Source organism: Neokomagataea tanensis (assembly GCF_006542335.1).
Lineage (GTDB): Bacteria > Pseudomonadota > Alphaproteobacteria > Acetobacterales > Acetobacteraceae > Gluconobacter > Gluconobacter tanensis.
Genome location: NZ_CP032485.1, coordinates 1,787,270 through 1,804,686 on the forward strand (window position 1 = coordinate 1,787,270; position 17,417 = coordinate 1,804,686).

A 17,417-nucleotide genomic window follows, 5' to 3' on the forward strand; every position below is an offset into this window, starting at 1 on the left:
CTGAGATGGATGCGAAGGCTTCATCATTGGTGCTGGCGAGTGGCTCTGCCGCTCGCCGCGCTTTGTTAGAAGGGTGCATGGTTGAGCATGCATGCCATCCAGTTGCTTTGGATGAGGAGAGCCTGCGTTTGGCGTGCCAAGCGCGGGGAGATACATTGGGGGCGACGGCCCTAGCATTGGCCGAAGCCAAAGCTGAAATGGCGTGTTCTGAATTGCCTGTGGGGACATGGGTTATTGGAGCAGACCAGATCCTCGACTTGGACGGGGAAGCTTTTTCTAAGCCAGTTGATCGCGCTCATGCCCGGATGCAGCTCCAGCGCCTGCGGGGCCGCTCCCACATCTTACAGACTGCTGTCGTCCTTTATCGGAACGGTAAAAAAGTTTGGGATGAATTAGCGGCGCCGCGTCTGACGATGCGCCAGTTTTCAGAAGAATTTTTGGACCACTATTTAGAGAGAGAAGGTGACTCTTTACTGGGTTGTGTCGGTGCATACCGGTTAGAGGGAATGGGCGCGCAGCTTTTTGAAGCGGTAGATGGCGCGCATGATGCGGTGTTGGGCCTGCCACGTTTGGGGCTCATGCGCGCTCTGAGGCAGGCCGGGGTATTAATGGACTGATAAAAGTTACCCAAAAAGACGTTTTATCTTTTTTGGGGCTTGTCATCCTCCGGTCATAACAGTATATCCGTCTTCATCGAAGCGCCGGAAGGTTGCAACGGTAAGGGGCCATAGCTCAGCTGGGAGAGCGCCTGGATGGCATTCAGGAGGTCGTCGGTTCGATCCCGTCTGGCTCCACCAAAATTTGGTGCGTTTACGCTGTACGTTAACAGCTTATTTGAAAAATAAGATACTTTATTGTTTAAAGCAGTGCTTGCTGAAAAGCATTGCGAGTATCGGTCTTTCTGACGTCGAGGAAAGGCTTGAGCGGGTTTCAAAAGCCGGTCGGGCTGGCACTTGGCGATTGCTGACCGTAGGGACAATGTCGCGAGGCTGGGCAGGGCCCAAACCTTCTGTTTCAGGCTTTTAGCTGGCCCGGATAATGGCCTGCAGACCGTGTATGTTCGTCGCGGTTGCGCAGGCTAATAAAATGGCCCGAACGATCTGGGGCATGTTGGCGAAACACGAGAATTATTGGGACCCGGTTCTGACTGTTGCGGGATGAGTGGACCTCAGCCGTAATAAGGAGAACTGGTTAAAGGAGGATGTGAGAAAGAGACGACCTGTATGAGCGTATGATCGAACCGATCCGGATCCAGAATACCAGCCAAGGGCTCAGCGTTTTTAAATACGGAACAGAGATTTGGACCCAATCCGCAGATCACCAGATCGGCTAGCGGCTTTTGTAAATGCCGCGCTCAAAGACCCGAGAGAAGACCGTAATCGATCACTTGCACATCAGGATCAGAAACTTCTTGCATTCCAAGCGGCAACCACAGAAGCCTAATGAAACGTCACTTTTGTGATATGATCATTAAAATAAAACCATTTTAATGTAATAAAAATTTACTCCAAGATCATACCAAGATGCTCGCCAAAACTGTTTTCCCTTTGCTCATGAATGCCCTGATCGCGTCTATGCTTGCGGTCAGTTTCTTCGTGATCACACTCCTTAATCCCTCAGCGCGCAGAGTCCGCTGGGTGGCGCTAAGCTATGGCATAGGCGTTTTGGAACCAGCGTTTCTTCTTGCAACCCTGTTCGGTGCCGACGAGCACATGATGGCCGTCTTCTCTGCCTGCGCTTTCCTTGTCGGCACCGGCCTCATGGCACCCGCCCTCGCAATCGTCCATGGCGGGCCACCCATGTGGCGCGCTTTCGCGGCGGTTGTCATACCGGGTGTGCTTTTCTACGCGTTTATCCCCAGCACCCCGCGGAGCTGGACGCTGCACGAATTAATCTTTCAGTCGTTTTATGCAGCTAACATGGCCCTATGCGCCTTGGCGACGGCGCGCAATGTACCGAAATCGACGATGGCTAACGCGCTTGTCATCGTCTTCATCATCTCTGCCATCCAGTTTGTCGCCAAACCCCTTATCGGCGGCTATACGGGGACGGACGGCATCGAAATTCACTATCTCACTTCTTTCTACGCGGTATGCTCGCAGGCGAGTGGCGGTATCCTCCTTGTCGCGGCCGGCCTCCTTATTTTGCTCCTCGTGCAGCAATCCCTCGTCCAGATGAACCACACTCAGGCCCGGATTGACCTACTCACGAACCTGCCCAATCGCCGCTCGGTCACGGAAACCTTTCAGCGGCTGACCAGCGGGACCAATCCGCCTCCTCTCTCCATCGCGCTTGTTGATTTAGACCACTTCAAGCGCATCAACGACCGTCTCGGCCATGAGAGCGGTGACGCAGTGCTGTGTCTAGTCGCTGAGAAATTGAGAGCGACGGGTCCTTCCGCTTCAGTTACGGCCCGGATCGGGGGAGAGGAATTCGTCTTGCTTCTGCCCGGCTGTACCGGCGAGCCTGCGCGGCTGATTTGCGAAAGTATGCGCCTGTCGGTTGCTGCCCTGAGTGTACCTATTCCGCATTCCACGAGCCGAATGGCCCTTTCGGTCAGCATCGGTCTGACAACCGTAGTGAAAGGCGAGGAGATGGCCGATGCCCTGCGTCGCGCGGATCACGCACTCTATGAGGCGAAACAAAGCGGACGAAACCGCTGTGTCGCGGCGCTCGAAGGATAATATCACATTGGCTTTGTTGCTAAGTTAGTTTTTCGGCGGATTCCAGCTCTATACGGAAATCCAAACGCGTATAAAAGCAGCAAGTTATTTATGTCGAAATCAACATAAAAACGGCAATTCTAAAACTTTGGCACAGGGCCGAGCGAGCTATGCGCACTGGGTTCCTGCACACCAAATATTTTGAATATCGTAGTCCGGGGTGATGCTGACAATGTCAGCTCTTTTGCCGGGTAGAAGGCTGCCGCGATCTGTCAGGCCCATGTATTTTGCGGGCGTCGCTGAGAGCATGTCTGATGCTTCGTGGAGTGTGGCACCACCGTGTGTGCAGGCGTTCTTCAGGGCTTTGTCGAGTGTCAGGACGCTGCCTGCCAAACTTCCGCATCCATCTGCCCCCATTCGGGCAATACCGTCTTTTACAAGTACATCTTGCCCTCCTAAAGAGCTTATACCATCTGCCAAACCCGTAGCGCGCATTGCATCCGTGATCAGAATCAGGCGTTTTTGCGCCGCTTTGCGTATTGCGGCAAAGCTGGCAGGGTGGACATGGTGTGTGTCGAATATGATTTCCATAAAGGCGTCTTCATCGGCCAAAAGGGCACCAACGGGACCGGGGTCACGCCCTCTTAATTCTGGCATTGCGTTAAAGAGATGTGTGCCGCCAATGACGCCGCCGGAGGCGCGTGCGGTGCGCATCATGTGCTGGCACTGTTCGCAGGTTGCGCATGTGTGGCCGATGCTCAAGCGAATGCCTTGTTGGGCCATGGCTGAAATTGCGTCGTCGCTGCAGCATTCAGGCGCCAGCGTCGTCAGACGTACGACATTGAGCGCGAAAATATCACACAATTCCTGATGACTGGGAGGAATTGCAAATGGTGGTTGGGCACCCAGTCGCTGCGGGTTGATGAATGGTCCCTCTAAATGGGCGCCAGGAATGCTGGGGCCGTTTGGGATGCCATATTGGGTTACGTGTTGGATGCCGCGTAGGGCATCCATAACTTCTGCCCAAGGGCGTGTGATTGTCGTGGGGTAAAGGGTTGTTGTGCCGTGGGTGAGATGGAAGCGTGCCATTTGTGTGACGGCATTTGCGCCATCCATTGCGTCTGCTCCGCCACCTCCATGGACGTGAAGATCGATAAAGCCTGGTAGAATGTAACGATCAGGCACATGCGTTTTTGGTTCAAAGCTTGAGATCAGTCCGTCACGAAGCGTAATTTGCCCTGGTTGGATGCCGCTTGGAGTGAGGATGTGGCCGTCAATATACATGGTTGCTCCGGGGTGGACTATTTACGCGGTGGGAGATGATTCAAGTCAGTGCGGATGCACCAAGCAAAGCTGCGTCAGGCCCTAGGGTACCGGGAACAACAAGCGGGGCATCTTGCTGGTGCAAAATGCGTTTGCGTACGGCATGATCAAGGGCACTTACCAGTTTATGTGCATTAGAAAGGCCGCCGCCAACGGGAATGATGGTTGCGCCCGTAGTGTTTATCACGAGTGCAAGGGCTGCAGATGTGTAGTTCAAGTATACGTCTATCGTTTTTGTGGCGTCGTTTTCTCCCGCTTCCCAAGCGGCAACGATAGAGTGGCTGTCGCATGGGGCAAAGCCATTCCAGAGATGAAGACGTTCCAGCCCTCGCGCACTACCGAAAGTGTCTAGGCATCCTTTTTGGCCGCAACCACAAGGAAAACAAGGGGTAGCGTTGGGGAGGTCAGGCAGGTGAGGAATAATCGGGGCATGGCCCCATTCGCCCGATACGCCACCGCCGCCAAGAATGAGTTGGCCTTTCCAGATCATACCGCCACCAACGCCGGTACCAAGGATGATGCCGAAAACATTGTCATGCCCGCGGGCGACCCCAAAATGGGCTTCTCCCATAACAAAGCAGTCAGCGTCATTAGCTACGCGCACTGTGCGTTTTAGGTGTGAGTTTAATAGAGATGCAAAGCTTGTCCCGTCCATGCAGGGAATATTAGCCGTGGTGAGTGCGCCAGTTTTGGGCTCTTGCGTTCCGGCCATGGCAATATGTAAAGGCACGCCGGGATAGGGAGCGGCCATGGAGTGCAGGCAGTTCAAAAACGCATTAAAATCGCGGGTGGGGGTAGGCTCTTTTCTACGGTTAGCGAGAGCATTCCTGTGATCAAGAACCGCAAAATCGATAAATGATCCACCGATATCGGCGCATAGAATGCGGGCTTGCATGCGTGGGTTGATCTCTCTGTGTGTGACGGCACGACTTTGTAGGCAGGCTTCTCAAGAAAAGGCAGGTGAGGCCATTTTTTTTCTACATTGTACCATGCGCTACCGCTAATTTGGCTTTGACCTACTTTAGGGTTCGTGCAGTCATGATTACAATACTTCGCAGCATAAGTTTGGGCTGCGGGGCAGCATCTTTCGAAAACTTAGAAAATATTTTGATCGTGTAATGTGATGGCGTCCGTTGAGTGCAGGTGGGCTCTACGCGTGACAGGGGAAGGCGAAGATGAAAATTGTTATTCTGCCTGATGCTAGAGCTGTCAGTTGCGCTGTAGCAGATATTATAGTGCAGGAAGTCCGGCGCAATCCGCAAGCTGTTCTTGGCTTGGCAACGGGGAGAACGATGGAAGCAATTTACGCTGAACTATGCGCCCGGCATAAAGGTGGTATTGCTGAACTTTCTAATATCAGTAGTTTTAATTTGGACGAATATGTGGGGCTGTCGGAAGAAGATCCCAGATCATACCATTATTACATGCGGGAAAATCTATTTAGCACAATTGGTATAGAGGCAAATAAAGGGAGGCTCCCCAAGGGTGCAGCGCATGACCCCGAACAAGCAGCAGCAGAGTACGATGTGGCACTCGCGGCAAGTGGTGGTGTGGATATGCAACTCTTAGGGATAGGAGAAAATGGTCACATTGGTTTTAACGAACCGCTATCCGGATTGAGCACACGTACCCGCGTGGTAGCTTTGGCTAAAGCGACCTTGGAGCAGAATGCTAAAATGTTCGGTGGCGATTATAACAATGTCCCGAAGCAAGCGATTACAATGGGTATAGGAACTATTCTTGAGGCAAGATCCATTTTGCTTGTAGCGACGGGGAGCGCCAAGGCACGCGCCGTAGCGCAAAGTGTTGAAGGAGCGTTGAGCGCATCTATGCCGGGTTCGGCCTTACAATTACATGCAAAATGCATTGTAGTGCTTGATCAGGGCGCTGCGTCAGAACTTGGCCAGCGAGAGGCCAGCGAGAGGCCATAGAGTGGCAAATGAAATATGATCCGGAATTATCTGGCTTAATAAGGCAGTATCAAGCATGACCAATATGTCTTTGCAGCCGAAGGCGCCATTATGGCCTTTGGGGCTGATGGCACTTTTGTTTTTTGTTGTCGGATTTGTGACGTGGGCAAACGGCCCGCTTATTACTTTTGTGCAGATCGCTTTCCATATTAGCGATTTTCGTGCGTTTCTTGTGCCTGCTGCCTTCTACCTGTCTTACGTTGTGTTCGCGCTTCCTGCGTCTTGGGTGGCGGAACGGTGTGGGATGAAGCGCGGTATGGTGTTGGCCCTGTTGATCATGGCGCAGGGCATTCTGACGTTCGCACGTTTTATTTCGTGGCAGGTTTACGATGCCGCTCTTGTCGGCTTGTTCATTTTGGGAGCAGGGCTTGCGCTCTTGCAGGTGACGATCAACCCCTATGTGAGCTTGCTTGGCGCGCCGGAGCGCGCAGCGCAACGCATTGCCATCATGGGTATATGCAATAAGTTTGCGGGCATATTAGCTCCACTCGTTCTTGGTACGCTGGTTATGCACGACATAAGCCATGTGTCTGCGGAGCTTTCTCAGGATATTTCCCCTGACCATAGGCATGCAATCATCGCGCATTTTACATATGGTTTGTTTGGGCCATATCTGGGTTTAGCGGGATTATTAGTGCTGACTGCGCTTGTTGTGGCGCGTGCCCCGCTACCTGAGCTGCAGGCAAGTCGAAAAGAGGGAGCTTCGATTGAAAAAGACACAAAGAAGCTCTCAGGCAGAGTGCTTTTTGGTGCGATGGCGCTCTTTATGTATGTCGGCGTTGAAGTTATGGCAGGGGATGCGATCGGAACATACGGCCGTAGCTTTGGCTTGCCGATTGATCAGACTAAGTTTTTGACGTCAGCGACATTGGCCTCAATGCTTTTAGGTTATATCTCCGGCATTATTGTGTCTCCGAGGTTTTTGGCTCAGGAGGTCTATATGGTCATGACCTGTGCTTTAGGGACGGTGTTGGCCTTGAGTGCATGGATGACCGGCGGATATACGTCCGTCTTGTTGGTGGCTTTTTTGGGCTTTGCCAATGCCATGATTTGGCCGACCCTATTCCCTTTGGCGATCAGGAATTCTGGTTCAGCGGCGGCATTCGCATCATCGGTCCTGATCATGGCAATTTGCGGGGGCGCATTATTGCCGCAAGCATGGATATTGCTGAGCCACAGCATAGGTTTCCAAGCGGCGTTTAGTCTTATTGCTTTGGTTGCCTACGGGGTTATTGGAAGTTACGGTTTTTATTGGCACAAACAAGATAAAAAGTCCTCGGGCTAGAGGAGCTAAGGGGCCTAAAGTTAGCAAGCGCAGCATGCTTTAGCGCTATTTTATGCAGCCATATGGGGGCAACTGCGATACGTGATCCTGCGATGAGTTCGGCGGGATTACAGTCAAAGGATCAGTACCGCAGCCGTAAAGTGATGCTCTGCAAGTGCTAGTCGTTTAAGGTTTTATCGCTGGTTTTTTAAGTGGATACCCAGAAAAATGTCGGTGCATTCTCAGTGCTAATGCATGGCTTGTCGGGTCGCCTGATATTAGAAAGGCTGTCGTCCAAAAGCGGATAACACGTTGACTTTGGGTGATTACCGCTCCCAATTGTGCAGCGGGCGTTGCGCAGTAGAATTTATGTGCGGCTATTTTCGGGAGCTTGTTTTGGAAAGAAAATAAATTGCTTTGCCGTCCCCTATAAAATAGTCTTTCGTAGGAACATCCCCGAGAGCGGCACATGCATCTTACTGATATTCTTATTATTTGTGCTTATCTCGTTCTTTTGCCCTGCGTGACAATTATTTTATCACGTAGGGGCAGCGCTCAGGATTTTTTGTCAGCCCATCACGATCTGCCTTGGTGGGCAATCTGCTTATCGCTTGTTGCGACTGAAACATCGACGTTAACGTTTATTAGTGTTCCCGGTATTGGTTACACGGATGGTCTTGTCTTTGTAGGTTTGGCGGTCGGCTATTTTATTGGTCGTGGCATTGTCGCACTTTGGTTTTTGCCGCTCTACGCACGCGGAGCAATGACAAGTGCTTATCAGTATTTGGGCGAAAGATTTGGCTCTAAAGTGCAGCATGTTGCATCTGGTGCGTTCTTAGCCACCAGACTTGTCGCTGAAAGTGTGCGTTTGTTGGCAGGAATGCTGCCATTGGTCTGGCTCATGGGGCAGGCGGGTATTGCGGTAAATCAGGTAAGCCTTTTGTGCATCATTATGGCTGCGACACTCGTATACACGCTCTTTGGTGGTTTGAGGGCGGTAGTTTGGTCGGATGTAATTCAGCTTGTATTATATGCTGTCGGAGCCGTGTTTTGTGTCGGTCTGTTATGGCCGAAAATCTCGAGAGGTGATTGGGCGCTGGCTTCTGCCTCGGGTCATTTATCCTTATTCCACCACACACATCACGTGCTCTCAGATCCGTTCACACCTCTCGCGGCTGTGGTTGGCGGAACCATTTTAACGGTTGCATCACACGGAACCGACCAACTCCTTGTACAGCGGTTACTTGCGGCTGGAAGTTTGCGTTCAGCGCGGGCTGCGTTGATTGGCAGTGCGGTTTTGGTTGGTGGGTTGTTTGGGGTTCTGTCCCTGATTGGGGTGCAGTTATGGTTGGTTCACGGGGGTGTCCCGCTAAGCGCGTTGGGTTTGAAATCAGATGATCTATTCCCGCACTTTATAGCCACAGGGCTGCCCGCAGGTTGTGCTGGGCTACTTGTGGCAGGTGTGCTGAGCGCGACGATGGGGTCTTTGTCCTCGACGTTGAATGCGATGGCAGGTGTTTTGCTAACGGATTTTGGTGAAAAACCCGGCGCCCTGCTTAAAAAACTAACGAAGGCGCTGCATCCGCGCGGTGGCGCGCTCGTAGCAGCGCGATATGCAACGGTTTTTTGGGCTTTTGCTTTGGTATTTTGCGCGTTGTTGTTGGGGCATTCTGACCGCTCCGCCGTTATCATTGGGTTGACTGTCGCGGGTTGGTCTTACGGTCCTACGTTAGGGGCTTTTTTGTATGGGATGTGCGTACCAACCGCGACGGCAGGCGATGTTCTAAAAGGGTTATGGGCTGGGCTTATTGGAATGGCAGCTTTTATGGGAGCGTCACAGTTGTGGGGCTTTAAAATTGCTTTCCCGTGGTTGGTCCCGCTGGGCGTGTTCACGATGTTTCCTGTTGCTTGGTTATCGACAAAATTGGCGAAACGACCCAAGATCGACCTAGATTCAGATAAAATTTAGTAAGAAAGTCCATCACAGCCATGACCGAAAGCCTTTCTGTAACAGGTACTGAGCGCCACGATCCACGCTATGCGGATATTGACGTTTGGCCGACGGGGGCCATACTGGATGCGCTTGCTGAAGCCCAAATGACAGCGACTGCACTGGTTCGTGCTGCAGTGCCTCAACTCGAGAAAATTGTTGACACGGCTTTGCCTGGATTACAGCGCGGTGGGCGTTTGTTTTACGTTGGCGCAGGAACGTCCGGTCGCATCGGGATGCAGGATGGCGTGGAGCTGACGCCGACTTTTGGTTTGCCGCCCGAGCGTTTGGTTCTGCTCCTTGCAGGTGGGGCGGGGGCGCTTTTCCAAGCTGCAGAAGGGGCGGAGGACCAAGAAGAAACGGCCCGAGACGAAATTATGGCTCATCAGCCAACAGGAAATGACGTCGTGTTTGGCATCGCAGCGAGTGGGGGTACGCCTTATACCTGTGCTGCTATTGCTGCTGCCCGTGCGGCCGGTGCAATGACTGTTGGCATTGCGTGCAACGCCGAGGGGCGCTTGCTGCGCGAGGCAGAATATCCTGTTGCGATTGTTACGGGGCCTGAAGTTGTTGCCGGTTCAACCCGCCTAAAAGCGGGTACGGCCCAGAAGTCTGCACTGAACCTGCTTTCTACGACGCTGATGATACGCTTGGGCCATGCATATCGCGGTTTGATGGTCGACATGCGTGTGGTGAATGCGAAGTTGGAAAAACGAGCCGAAAGTATGGTGCGGACATTGGCAGGTGGCACTGAAGCAGACATCAAGGATGCCCTGAAAGGTGCAGGTAAGAACGTCAAACGCGCAGTGCTGCTCCGTCACGGTTTGACGCTGGAGACGGCAGAAATGGCTTTAAGCGAAGCGCAGGGCGATTTGAGGCTCGCACTGAACGCATTGAAGGCAAAAACATCCTCTGATTTTTGAGTTTTGGTCGCGTCCAGGCAAGTATTGTCTGGGTGTGAACAGTGTTGCGATTAAAGGTGGCGTGAAAAGGCATGGTGCAGTCATTGCGTGTGATCGGCCTGATGAGTGGTACCTCGTTGGATGGGGTCGATGCGGCGATTATTGAAACCTGTGGTGAAAAGGTTTCATGGCGCGGTCCGTCTTTGAGCTTGCCTTACGCCCCTGAGTTACGTGCGAAGGCGCGGGAATTGTTAGAGTGTGCGGCTTCAATGGCCGCTGATGATCCGCAGGTGTGTGAAGTCGAGCAGGCTTTGACGGCCCGGCACATTGATGCGGTAGAAGCGCTGCGGGGGCAAATTGATGGCCGGGTGGATTTAATCGGTTTTCATGGTCAGACCATTTTCCATGCACCGGCTGAGGGGCGGACTTGGCAAATCGGTGATGCGGCAAAGCTATCGCGCGAGACAGGTCTGCCGGTTATTCACGATTTTCGTCGTCAGGATGTTCGTTCAGGCGGAGAAGGGGCGCCGCTTGCGCCGTGGTATCATGCGGCACTTTTGAGCGAGCATGCCGGGCCAATCGCAGTGTTGAACATTGGTGGCGTTGCGAATGTGACGTTTATCGGGGCAGATGGCCAAATTGTTGCGTGTGATACTGGGCCGGGTAATGCTTTGATTGATGACTGGGCCATGCGTCATACGGGTGTGCCGTACGATAGAGATGGCGCTTTGGCAGCAGCAGGCAGTGTGCATACCTCAATTGTTGAGCATTTGTTGGATGCACCTTTTTTCGTTAAGTCGCCCCCAAAATCGTTAGACCGGCAAAGTTTTGCCCATGCTCTGCATGCGGTGGAGGGCCTGTCGGTACAAGATGGAGCAGCGACTTTAACGGCGTTTACGGTTGAGGCTGTGAAACGCACTATTCTGCCAGCGGCCCCGAAGGCTTGGTATGTGTGCGGAGGTGGGCGCAGGAACCCCATGCTTATGGCGGGTCTGGCGGAAGGGTTAGGCGCGCCTGTTCGTTCCGTTGAGGCCTTAGGCTGGGATGGGGATGCGCTGGAAGCAGAGTGCTTTGGATATTTGGCGGTGCGGAGCTTGAGAGGCTTACCGTTGTCTGCGCCGGGTATCACGGGGGCGCCCCGGCTTGAAACAGGTGGCATCTTGACGTGTGACGGTATCCGCCCGCCACGTTGGTTGACTGGCGATTTATAAGCCGCACGGTTGGCCCCTTGGGTTATGGGGCTGAACAACGTTGCGGTGCATGCTGGCAGAGGCACCGCAAAGGTCTGTGCCGCTAATTGGGTTTATAGGTCATCCGCTGGCACGCCGTAGTGGTCGGCAAAGTGTTTGCCATCAGCCCCCCAGCTATAGCTTTTTTCAGGGAAGGGAAGCATTTGGGCATTCCATTGAGCCCAGTCGCTGCGGAGCTTCTCAAAGATTTCCGGGAAGCGTGCTTTTAGGTTTGCGCGTTCTCGCGGATCTGCGACGACATCGAACAGAAATTCATTTGAGCCAATTTTAAGGTACTTATAGTGCCCTTCCGTTTGTGCGTGTTGATCGTTCTTTTTGTAGCGCCAAGAGAATGTCCGATCTTCGCGTTTTGCTGGATCGCGCAAAAAGGGCCCAATATCACGCCCATCAGGGGCGAAACTTTGATCGGGCGTGACGCCTGCGGCAGCGAGGAAGGTTGGGAGCCAATCCATTGTTATAACTGCTTGCTCGCTTTCGCTGCCCGGTTGAATAACGCCGGGCCAGCGTATGACAGCGGGTACACGTAGCCCACCTTCGAGTAACTCGCCCTTCATGCCGGTAAATGGCCAAATGTCAGAGAAGCGCTCACCGCCGTTATCGCTGGTGAAAACTACGAGGGTGTTATCGCTGATGCCTAGGCGGTCAAGTGTTGCAAGAACACGGCCGATCTCGTCATCCATGGCTTTAACCATGCGGCCGTAGGTTTCCTGAGTTCCACCATCAAAGTCACCGATATTGCCTTTAATCCGCTTGGATTCAGCTTCGTCTCCCGGGCCTTCCCATGGCCAATGAGGGGCGTTGAAATGGAGGCTTAAAAAGAAAGGTTTCTGGTGTGTAGAGAATTCTTCCAGCAATTGCGTGGCACGATTTCCGAGCAGTGTCGTCAGGTAGCCGTGGTCATGTGTGAGGTTTGCATCGTCGTAAAATTGGTCATGGCCGGGCTTGGCTTGGTGGGTGAAATAATCAGCGGCGCCACCACTAAAACCGTAAAAATGTTCATAGCCGCTTTTCAGTGGTCCGAAGTTAGGAGGAGAGCCAAGATGCCATTTTCCGACAAGCGCGGTTTGATAACCACTACGGCGCAGCTGTTCTGGGAGTGTAGGTAGTCCCGGTGGCAGGCCAAGGTCTTTCCGTGCTGAGAAAGCAATGGGTTCTTCCAAGCCGCATGCTAAGCGGTCCTGATAGCGGCCTGTGATAAGGGCTGTGCGAGTGGCGGAGCAAACTGCGGAATTGGCATATGCCCGCTTTAGTTTGATGCCTCCGGCTGCGATACGATCAATAGCGGGGGTGGTAAAGCCGGGATTGCCTAGGCAGGAGACATCTGCGTAGCCGAGATCATCCGCTAGTATAAAAACAATGTTAGGCCGTTTCACATCTGCAGCGTGTAGCGGGGGAACAAAAGCACTCAAGCTCAGGCTTGTCGCACCGGCGAGGAAATGGCGTCTTTTTGTAAAATTGGGCATGAGATTAACCTTTTGCGTAAGGGTTGAAGGCGTTTGTGAAAAGAGTTTTGGTATTGAGGGACGCTGTGTGCGTATCGCCCCGCCAGCCATACCAAGGTTGAAACCGCGCGAAATCCTGTTCCGTAATATAACCACCAGCTGTAACGACGCTTGAATTTTGCCAGTACTGTGTGGGGAGAATACTTTCGCCGCGTTTGCGTGACTGAATGATGCGCGTCATGAGAGCTATCACTTCAGCGCGCGGGTTTGTTTGTGACCAGTGAATTGCGCGCGCGCTTGCCTGTACAAAAAGGGCAGCATCGTCCGGGTGGTCTCGAAGGTAGCTGTCGCGCAGTATGACGCTGTCCAGATTAGCAGGGCCGTACAGTGCAATATCGGTGCTGAGCTCGCGCAACGCCCCGCGCGCCAATGCTGTATCACGGAAAAACGTTGATAACACCGCTGCATCGACGCGCTGATGCCTGAGGGCTGCTTCCATGAGAGGAGGGGGACAGCGACAAGGGTTACTTGTTCGATTTCTTCCTGGCTCAAGCCAGCAGCAAGAAGGTATTGGTCTACAAAGCATTCTTGTTGGGCGCGTAAGGTGTTGATGGCTATGGAGCGGCCAATCAAATCACGTGCAGTTTTGATTGGGGAATCATTACGCACAAGGATGCCTGTGCACTCATTTGGTGCGGCTCCACCATAAGCGTAGACGGCTTTAACCTGTGCTCCCGCCCCAATCATTTTCATGATAGGACCATTAAAAGCACTCGCAAATTCTGTATCTCCCGTCGTTGCAGCCTGCAAATCCACCGGGCCACTTGCAGTGTTGCCGACCCATTGCAATTTGAGCGGCCCCAAGTACCCGAGGGCTTCAGCGAGTTCAGCGGCGAGTACCGTTCCAGCCCATCCTTGATAGCGCAATACCCCCTTTTGTGCAGGGTCCAAGCCGTATGCCGAGGCTTTTCGGACCAAGAAAGGGGCGCTCAAGAGGCCTATAAATTTACGCCTTTTAATAGTTGTATAATCCATAAGCATATTTTTCTTTCGTTATTTATCTAATTTACCTTGACTCATATCATTATGAGATATCAACATAACACAAGAGTAATATTTAAATTGCACAAAGAAAGGAAGAGGAATCGTGCCGACACCAAGTCTTGCTCATCCGAAGCTCCGCTTTGACGCGGTAACGAAGTCTTTTCCCCCCAGTGCAAAAGAGACATGTTCCACTATCGTTTTGGAGCATTTAAATCTTACGCTCCAAAATGGTGAGTTTCTGGTTGTTGTCGGTCCAAGCGGGAGCGGTAAATCAACCTTGCTGGACTTGGCTGCGGGGCTTTCCTCACCGACGGAGGGACAAGTCTTACTGGATGGGCGTTCCGTCGTGGGGCCGGGCCCGGATAGGGCGGTAGTCTTTCAAAACTACGCTTTATTCCCGTGGAAAACCGCGCGTGAGAACATTGTGCTTGCGCTTGATGCCGCGGGAATTGAGCGGCGTGAGCAAAAAAGTAAAGCAGATCAGGCCTTAAGTTTGGTTGGCTTGAGCCATATTGCGGATCGTTATCCGCATCAGCTCTCAGGCGGTATGAAGCAGCGCGTTGCTATTGCGCGCGCACTTTCGGTTGAGCCGAAGGTATTGCTCATGGACGAGCCATTTGGCGCATTGGATGCGCAAAGCCGAGAAACGCTGCAAAGCGAATTGCGGAGTTTGTGGCGGCGTACGGGCATGACCATTATGTTTATTACGCACGACATTGATGAAGCGCTGCTGCTGGGCCAGCGTATTGCCATTCTTGGGGCCTCACCGGGGCGCGTTGTGGATGTTTTGGACTTACCGTTTGCTGCGGATAGTGACATCGATACGGTCCGCGCATCGGCAGAATACGTATCTCTACGCCATTACATACGTGCTAGTTTAGCGCCAAGCCATGCCCTGCATCGTGGAGGTTTGGCATGAACACCACGACCTATGATGATGCCGCTGATGTACACGGTGAGGCGCAGCGTAAAAGACATCTGAGCCTACCAAAAGTGCCATCCAGAAAAGTATGGCGAGGGCTTTTGGGTATCCTGGCGTTGCTTGTTTTGTGGCAGGCTTTGCCAGAAATCGGCGTGCTGGACCCGCTTTTTGTCCCTCCGTTATCAAAGGTTCTTGCCGCTTTATGGCAGATGGCGAGTAATGGGCAGCTCTGGCTGCATACTTCGTCCAGTCTTTCACGTGTGTTGCCGGGTTTGGCTCTTGCGCTTTTGCTGGGAATACCGGCGGGCTTGTTTGTCGGTACATCAAAGGCCCTGCGTGAGACGATCGGCCCTGTGCTGGAAATTTTGCGCAATACGTCAGCGTTGGCTCTTTTGCCCGTATTTACGTTGCTTCTGGGAATTGGCCAGTCATCCAAAGTGGCGATGGTATTTTACGCAGCAGTTTGGCCAATCTTTTTAGGTACGATTAACGGAGTTCAAGGCGTGGACCCGTTATGGCTGAAAGCAGGCCGGTCCATGGGCTTGAGCCGCCAAGGATTGTTTTTGCGGGTCATTCTTCCGGCGTCTTTGCCCAGTATTTTTACAGGGGTACGCCTTGCTTCTGCGGCGGCACTGCTGGTGCTGGTCGCAGCCGAAATGGTCGGAGCCCGTGCAGGGCTTGGATACTTGGTGAATGCCGCCCAACTCGATTTCGATATTCCGCAAATGTACGCGGCCATCTTCGTACTGTCCGTCATAGGCGGTGGTGTGAACTTTCTTCTGCAGCGTGTGGAAAGCAGTTTGACGCGCTGGAAGTCGGCGTAAAGGCGCTGATCTCGTCCCTTTTATTCATTTTTTCAAGGAGTTTGTTCTCATGTCAGAAACACTAGAACCAAATGCCGCACGTGTTGCTTCTTCCTTGAAGATACGCCGCGTTGCAGGGGCATTGGGCGCAGAAGTTCAGGGTGTACGCCTCAGCGCTGATTTGGATGAGGTAACATTTACTGAAATCAAGCAGGCTCTGAACCGTCACAAAGTTTTATTCTTTCGGAATCAAAACCATTTGGGGGATGAGGAGCAGGAAGTTTTTGCGCAGCGCTTTGGTACGGTAGTACCGCACCCGACTGTTCCGTCTGCGGAAGGAACGCGCGCGCTTTTTTCGGTAGACAGCAAACAGGGTGCTCGGGCTGATAGCTGGCACTCAGACATGACGTTTCAGCCTAACTACCCGAAGCTTTCCCTTTTACGCGCCGTCGTTACCCCAGAAGCAGGGGGCGATACGGTTTGGGCGAATACGACGGCAGCTTATGAGAACCTGCCTGAACCTCTAAAGCGCCTAGCAGAGTCGTTGCGTGCTGTGCATACGAATACGTATGATTACGCTTCAAGCCGCGCGACGGTGAGTGCAAAAGCCTTAGAGTATCATGGTGTTTTCACGCGTGAGAATTACGAGACAGAACATCCTGTTGTTCGTATTCACCCGGAAACTGGCGAGCGAACACTACTACTCGGGCATTTTGTTAAAAAATTCCAAGGTGTGAGTCTGCGTGACAGCCGGCGCATCTTTGAGCTTTTACAAGAACATGTCGTTTCCCAAGATAATATCGTGCGCTGGAGTTGGCAGCCGGGTGATGTTGCGATTTGGGATAATCGCGCAACGCAACACCGCGCGATCAACGATTACGGCTCTGAACCGCGTTTGCTGCGCCGTAGTACCGTAGAGGGTGAGACGCCGGTAGGCCTAGATGGGCTTGAGAGCATCCCGCTAACCACCCACTGAACGGCCAGTTTCCTGCAATCAAGGCGCTTGGTTGCAGGCCTGTTTTTTTCCCAAATAGAGATGCTTCAATGATCTGTCCTATCTGAGACGCAATCTTGACCTGACAAAACGCAATTTCCTTCGGCAGATAGTGACATATTTATTATGAAAAAATACACGCTCTTAGCAGCGACCACATTGGCGTCTTTTCAGCTTGCCTATGCCGCGAAAAAAACTGTCGATGCGTCACATCGTGTCGAGCAAATCAGCGTTACGGCTAGTGCCAAACAGCGTGCGGCGCATACGATTGATCGTAAAACGCGGGAGCTGCAAAACGTCCCGCAAGCTGCAACCCGGGTTGATGCCCGGCAGTTGAAGGCGGAGCATATAACAAATTTAACGCAGGCAACGCGTTTGCTGCCAACAGTGCAGTTCAACATCGCCAATCCACGCGTTTCGGCCATCAATATTCGCGGGCTGGGTGCAGCTGGAACGGGGGCAACGGATGGTATTGAAGGTGGTGTAGCTGTTTACGTTGACGGTGTTTATCGCCCACGTCCAGCAACCGCGATGTCTGATTTGCCGGGGCTAAACGGCATAACTGTTTTACGCGGCCCATCCGGGACGACTGGCGGTATGGTGACGACTGCCGGCGCAATAGAAATCACCACGACAGCCCCAGACTTAAATACCCGCCATGTGAGTGCTGAGGCGGGCGCTGGGAATTACAATTATAACCGCTGGGCTGTTGGGCTATCGACGCCGCTCATACGCGATAAGCTTGCTGTCCGTGTTGATGCTCTAGGCTACGCTTATAGTGGTTGGGTGCGTAATCTGTCCGGTGGGGGGATATTAATGGCGTTACGAACCGCTCGGTAAGAGCGCAGGT

16 protein-coding genes and 1 tRNA gene are annotated in these 17,417 nt (G+C 52.8%); 12 read left to right on the forward strand and 5 right to left on the reverse strand.

Features of this window, described 5'->3' with window-relative positions; genetic code table 11:
- Positions 1 to 5 precede the first annotated feature (5 nt).
- From D5366_RS08130 to D5366_RS08140, 3 genes are all read left to right on the forward strand, one after another.
- Complete coding sequence (locus D5366_RS08130) at positions 6 to 617, forward strand: Maf family protein (RefSeq protein WP_141493046.1); 612 nt, start codon at positions 6 to 8, stop codon at positions 615 to 617.
- A gap of 104 nt (positions 618 to 721) precedes the next feature.
- A tRNA-Ala gene (locus tag D5366_RS08135) sits at positions 722 to 797 on the forward strand.
- A 726-nt stretch (positions 798 to 1,523) separates the two neighbouring features.
- Positions 1,524 to 2,684 carry a GGDEF domain-containing protein gene (locus D5366_RS08140; protein ID WP_141493047.1) on the forward strand — a complete coding sequence of 387 codons (1,161 nt, stop codon included), beginning with the start codon at positions 1,524 to 1,526 and terminating at the stop codon, positions 2,682 to 2,684.
- Positions 2,685 to 2,831: 147 nt separating this feature from the next.
- On the opposite strand, the gene nagA is transcribed toward D5366_RS08140, so the two are convergent.
- Both nagA and D5366_RS08150 read right to left on the reverse strand, forming a co-directional pair.
- Positions 2,832 to 3,947: an N-acetylglucosamine-6-phosphate deacetylase gene (gene nagA / locus D5366_RS08145; RefSeq protein WP_141493048.1), complete on the reverse strand. Its 1,116-nt coding sequence runs from the start codon at positions 3,945 to 3,947 to the stop codon at positions 2,832 to 2,834.
- 40 nt (positions 3,948 to 3,987) lie between these two features.
- Entirely contained in the window at positions 3,988 to 4,881 is an 894-nt protein-coding gene (locus D5366_RS08150) for an ROK family protein (RefSeq protein WP_141493049.1), read from the reverse strand.
- Positions 4,882 to 5,161: 280 nt separating this feature from the next.
- Between D5366_RS08150 and nagB the strand changes: the two genes are divergently transcribed.
- The 5 genes from nagB (at position 5,162) to D5366_RS08175 (ending at position 11,323) form a co-directional block, all read left to right on the forward strand.
- Positions 5,162 to 5,917 (forward strand): glucosamine-6-phosphate deaminase, encoded by a 756-nt coding sequence (gene nagB / locus D5366_RS08155; protein WP_141493050.1) that lies wholly within the window; start codon positions 5,162 to 5,164, stop codon positions 5,915 to 5,917.
- A 55-nt stretch (positions 5,918 to 5,972) separates the two neighbouring features.
- Positions 5,973 to 7,241 (forward strand): glucose/galactose MFS transporter, encoded by a 1,269-nt coding sequence (gluP, locus tag D5366_RS08160; RefSeq protein WP_141493051.1) that lies wholly within the window; start codon positions 5,973 to 5,975, stop codon positions 7,239 to 7,241.
- Positions 7,242 to 7,689: 448 nt separating this feature from the next.
- A complete protein-coding gene (locus D5366_RS08165; protein ID WP_141493052.1) occupies positions 7,690 to 9,189 on the forward strand; it encodes a sodium:solute symporter in 1,500 nt (499 codons plus the stop codon).
- Positions 9,190 to 9,209: 20 nt separating this feature from the next.
- Entirely contained in the window at positions 9,210 to 10,133 is a 924-nt protein-coding gene (locus D5366_RS08170) for an N-acetylmuramic acid 6-phosphate etherase (RefSeq protein WP_141493053.1), read from the forward strand.
- Positions 10,134 to 10,204: 71 nt separating this feature from the next.
- On the forward strand, positions 10,205 to 11,323 hold the full coding sequence (locus D5366_RS08175) for an anhydro-N-acetylmuramic acid kinase (RefSeq protein WP_141493054.1): 1,119 nt from the start codon (positions 10,205 to 10,207) through the stop codon (positions 11,321 to 11,323).
- Between the two features lie 92 nt (positions 11,324 to 11,415).
- Here the strand turns inward: D5366_RS08175 and D5366_RS08180 are convergent, their stop codons facing one another.
- From D5366_RS08180 to D5366_RS08190, 3 genes are read right to left on the reverse strand one after another with little or no spacing between them, the layout of a single operon-like run.
- Positions 11,416 to 12,825, reverse strand: coding sequence for a sulfatase family protein (locus D5366_RS08180; RefSeq protein WP_141493055.1), 1,410 nt, complete (start codon positions 12,823 to 12,825; stop codon positions 11,416 to 11,418).
- 4 nt (positions 12,826 to 12,829) lie between these two features.
- Positions 12,830 to 13,045, reverse strand: coding sequence for a hypothetical protein (locus D5366_RS08185; RefSeq protein ID WP_141493056.1), 216 nt, complete (start codon positions 13,043 to 13,045; stop codon positions 12,830 to 12,832).
- Positions 13,046 to 13,053: 8 nt separating this feature from the next.
- Positions 13,054 to 13,839 (reverse strand): ABC transporter substrate-binding protein, encoded by a 786-nt coding sequence (locus tag D5366_RS08190; RefSeq protein WP_170211062.1) that lies wholly within the window; start codon positions 13,837 to 13,839, stop codon positions 13,054 to 13,056.
- A gap of 112 nt (positions 13,840 to 13,951) precedes the next feature.
- Between D5366_RS08190 and D5366_RS08195 the strand changes: the two genes are divergently transcribed.
- From D5366_RS08195 to D5366_RS12015, 4 genes are all read left to right on the forward strand, one after another.
- Positions 13,952 to 14,767, forward strand: a complete 816-nt coding sequence (locus D5366_RS08195; RefSeq protein ID WP_141493058.1) for an ABC transporter ATP-binding protein — start codon at positions 13,952 to 13,954, stop codon at positions 14,765 to 14,767.
- Positions 14,764 to 15,594: an ABC transporter permease gene (locus D5366_RS08200; protein WP_141493059.1), complete on the forward strand. Its 831-nt coding sequence runs from the start codon at positions 14,764 to 14,766 to the stop codon at positions 15,592 to 15,594. The genes D5366_RS08195 and D5366_RS08200 overlap by 4 nt, the downstream gene beginning before the upstream one ends.
- Before the next feature lie 49 nt (positions 15,595 to 15,643).
- Positions 15,644 to 16,549 (forward strand): TauD/TfdA dioxygenase family protein, encoded by a 906-nt coding sequence (locus tag D5366_RS08205; RefSeq protein ID WP_141493060.1) that lies wholly within the window; start codon positions 15,644 to 15,646, stop codon positions 16,547 to 16,549.
- 144 nt (positions 16,550 to 16,693) lie between these two features.
- Positions 16,694 to 17,407, forward strand: coding sequence for a TonB-dependent receptor plug domain-containing protein (locus tag D5366_RS12015; RefSeq protein ID WP_240775221.1), 714 nt, complete (start codon positions 16,694 to 16,696; stop codon positions 17,405 to 17,407).
- Positions 17,408 to 17,417: the final 10 nt, after the last annotated feature.

Excerpts from the sequence above, each read along its gene's own strand:
- D5366_RS08130 (WP_141493046.1), top strand. The coding sequence starts at position 6 with ATGGATGCGAAGGCTTCATCATTGGTGCTGGCGAGTGGCTCTGCCGCT.
- D5366_RS08140 (WP_141493047.1), top strand. The coding sequence starts at position 1,524 with ATGCTCGCCAAAACTGTTTTCCCTTTGCTCATGAATGCCCTGATCGCG.
- nagA (WP_141493048.1), bottom strand. The coding sequence starts at position 3,947 with ATGTATATTGACGGCCACATCCTCACTCCAAGCGGCATCCAACCAGGG.
- D5366_RS08150 (WP_141493049.1), bottom strand. The coding sequence starts at position 4,881 with ATGCAAGCCCGCATTCTATGCGCCGATATCGGTGGATCATTTATCGAT.
- nagB (WP_141493050.1), top strand. The coding sequence starts at position 5,162 with ATGAAAATTGTTATTCTGCCTGATGCTAGAGCTGTCAGTTGCGCTGTA.
- gluP (WP_141493051.1), top strand. The coding sequence starts at position 5,973 with ATGACCAATATGTCTTTGCAGCCGAAGGCGCCATTATGGCCTTTGGGG.
- D5366_RS08165 (WP_141493052.1), top strand. The coding sequence starts at position 7,690 with ATGCATCTTACTGATATTCTTATTATTTGTGCTTATCTCGTTCTTTTG.
- D5366_RS08170 (WP_141493053.1), top strand. The coding sequence starts at position 9,210 with ATGACCGAAAGCCTTTCTGTAACAGGTACTGAGCGCCACGATCCACGC.
- D5366_RS08175 (WP_141493054.1), top strand. The coding sequence starts at position 10,205 with ATGGTGCAGTCATTGCGTGTGATCGGCCTGATGAGTGGTACCTCGTTG.
- D5366_RS08180 (WP_141493055.1), bottom strand. The coding sequence starts at position 12,825 with ATGCCCAATTTTACAAAAAGACGCCATTTCCTCGCCGGTGCGACAAGC.
- D5366_RS08185 (WP_141493056.1), bottom strand. The coding sequence starts at position 13,045 with ATGACGCGCATCATTCAGTCACGCAAACGCGGCGAAAGTATTCTCCCC.
- D5366_RS08190 (WP_170211062.1), bottom strand. The coding sequence starts at position 13,839 with ATGGATTATACAACTATTAAAAGGCGTAAATTTATAGGCCTCTTGAGC.
- D5366_RS08200 (WP_141493059.1), top strand. The coding sequence starts at position 14,764 with ATGAACACCACGACCTATGATGATGCCGCTGATGTACACGGTGAGGCG.
- D5366_RS08205 (WP_141493060.1), top strand. The coding sequence starts at position 15,644 with ATGTCAGAAACACTAGAACCAAATGCCGCACGTGTTGCTTCTTCCTTG.
- D5366_RS12015 (WP_240775221.1), top strand. The coding sequence starts at position 16,694 with ATGAAAAAATACACGCTCTTAGCAGCGACCACATTGGCGTCTTTTCAG.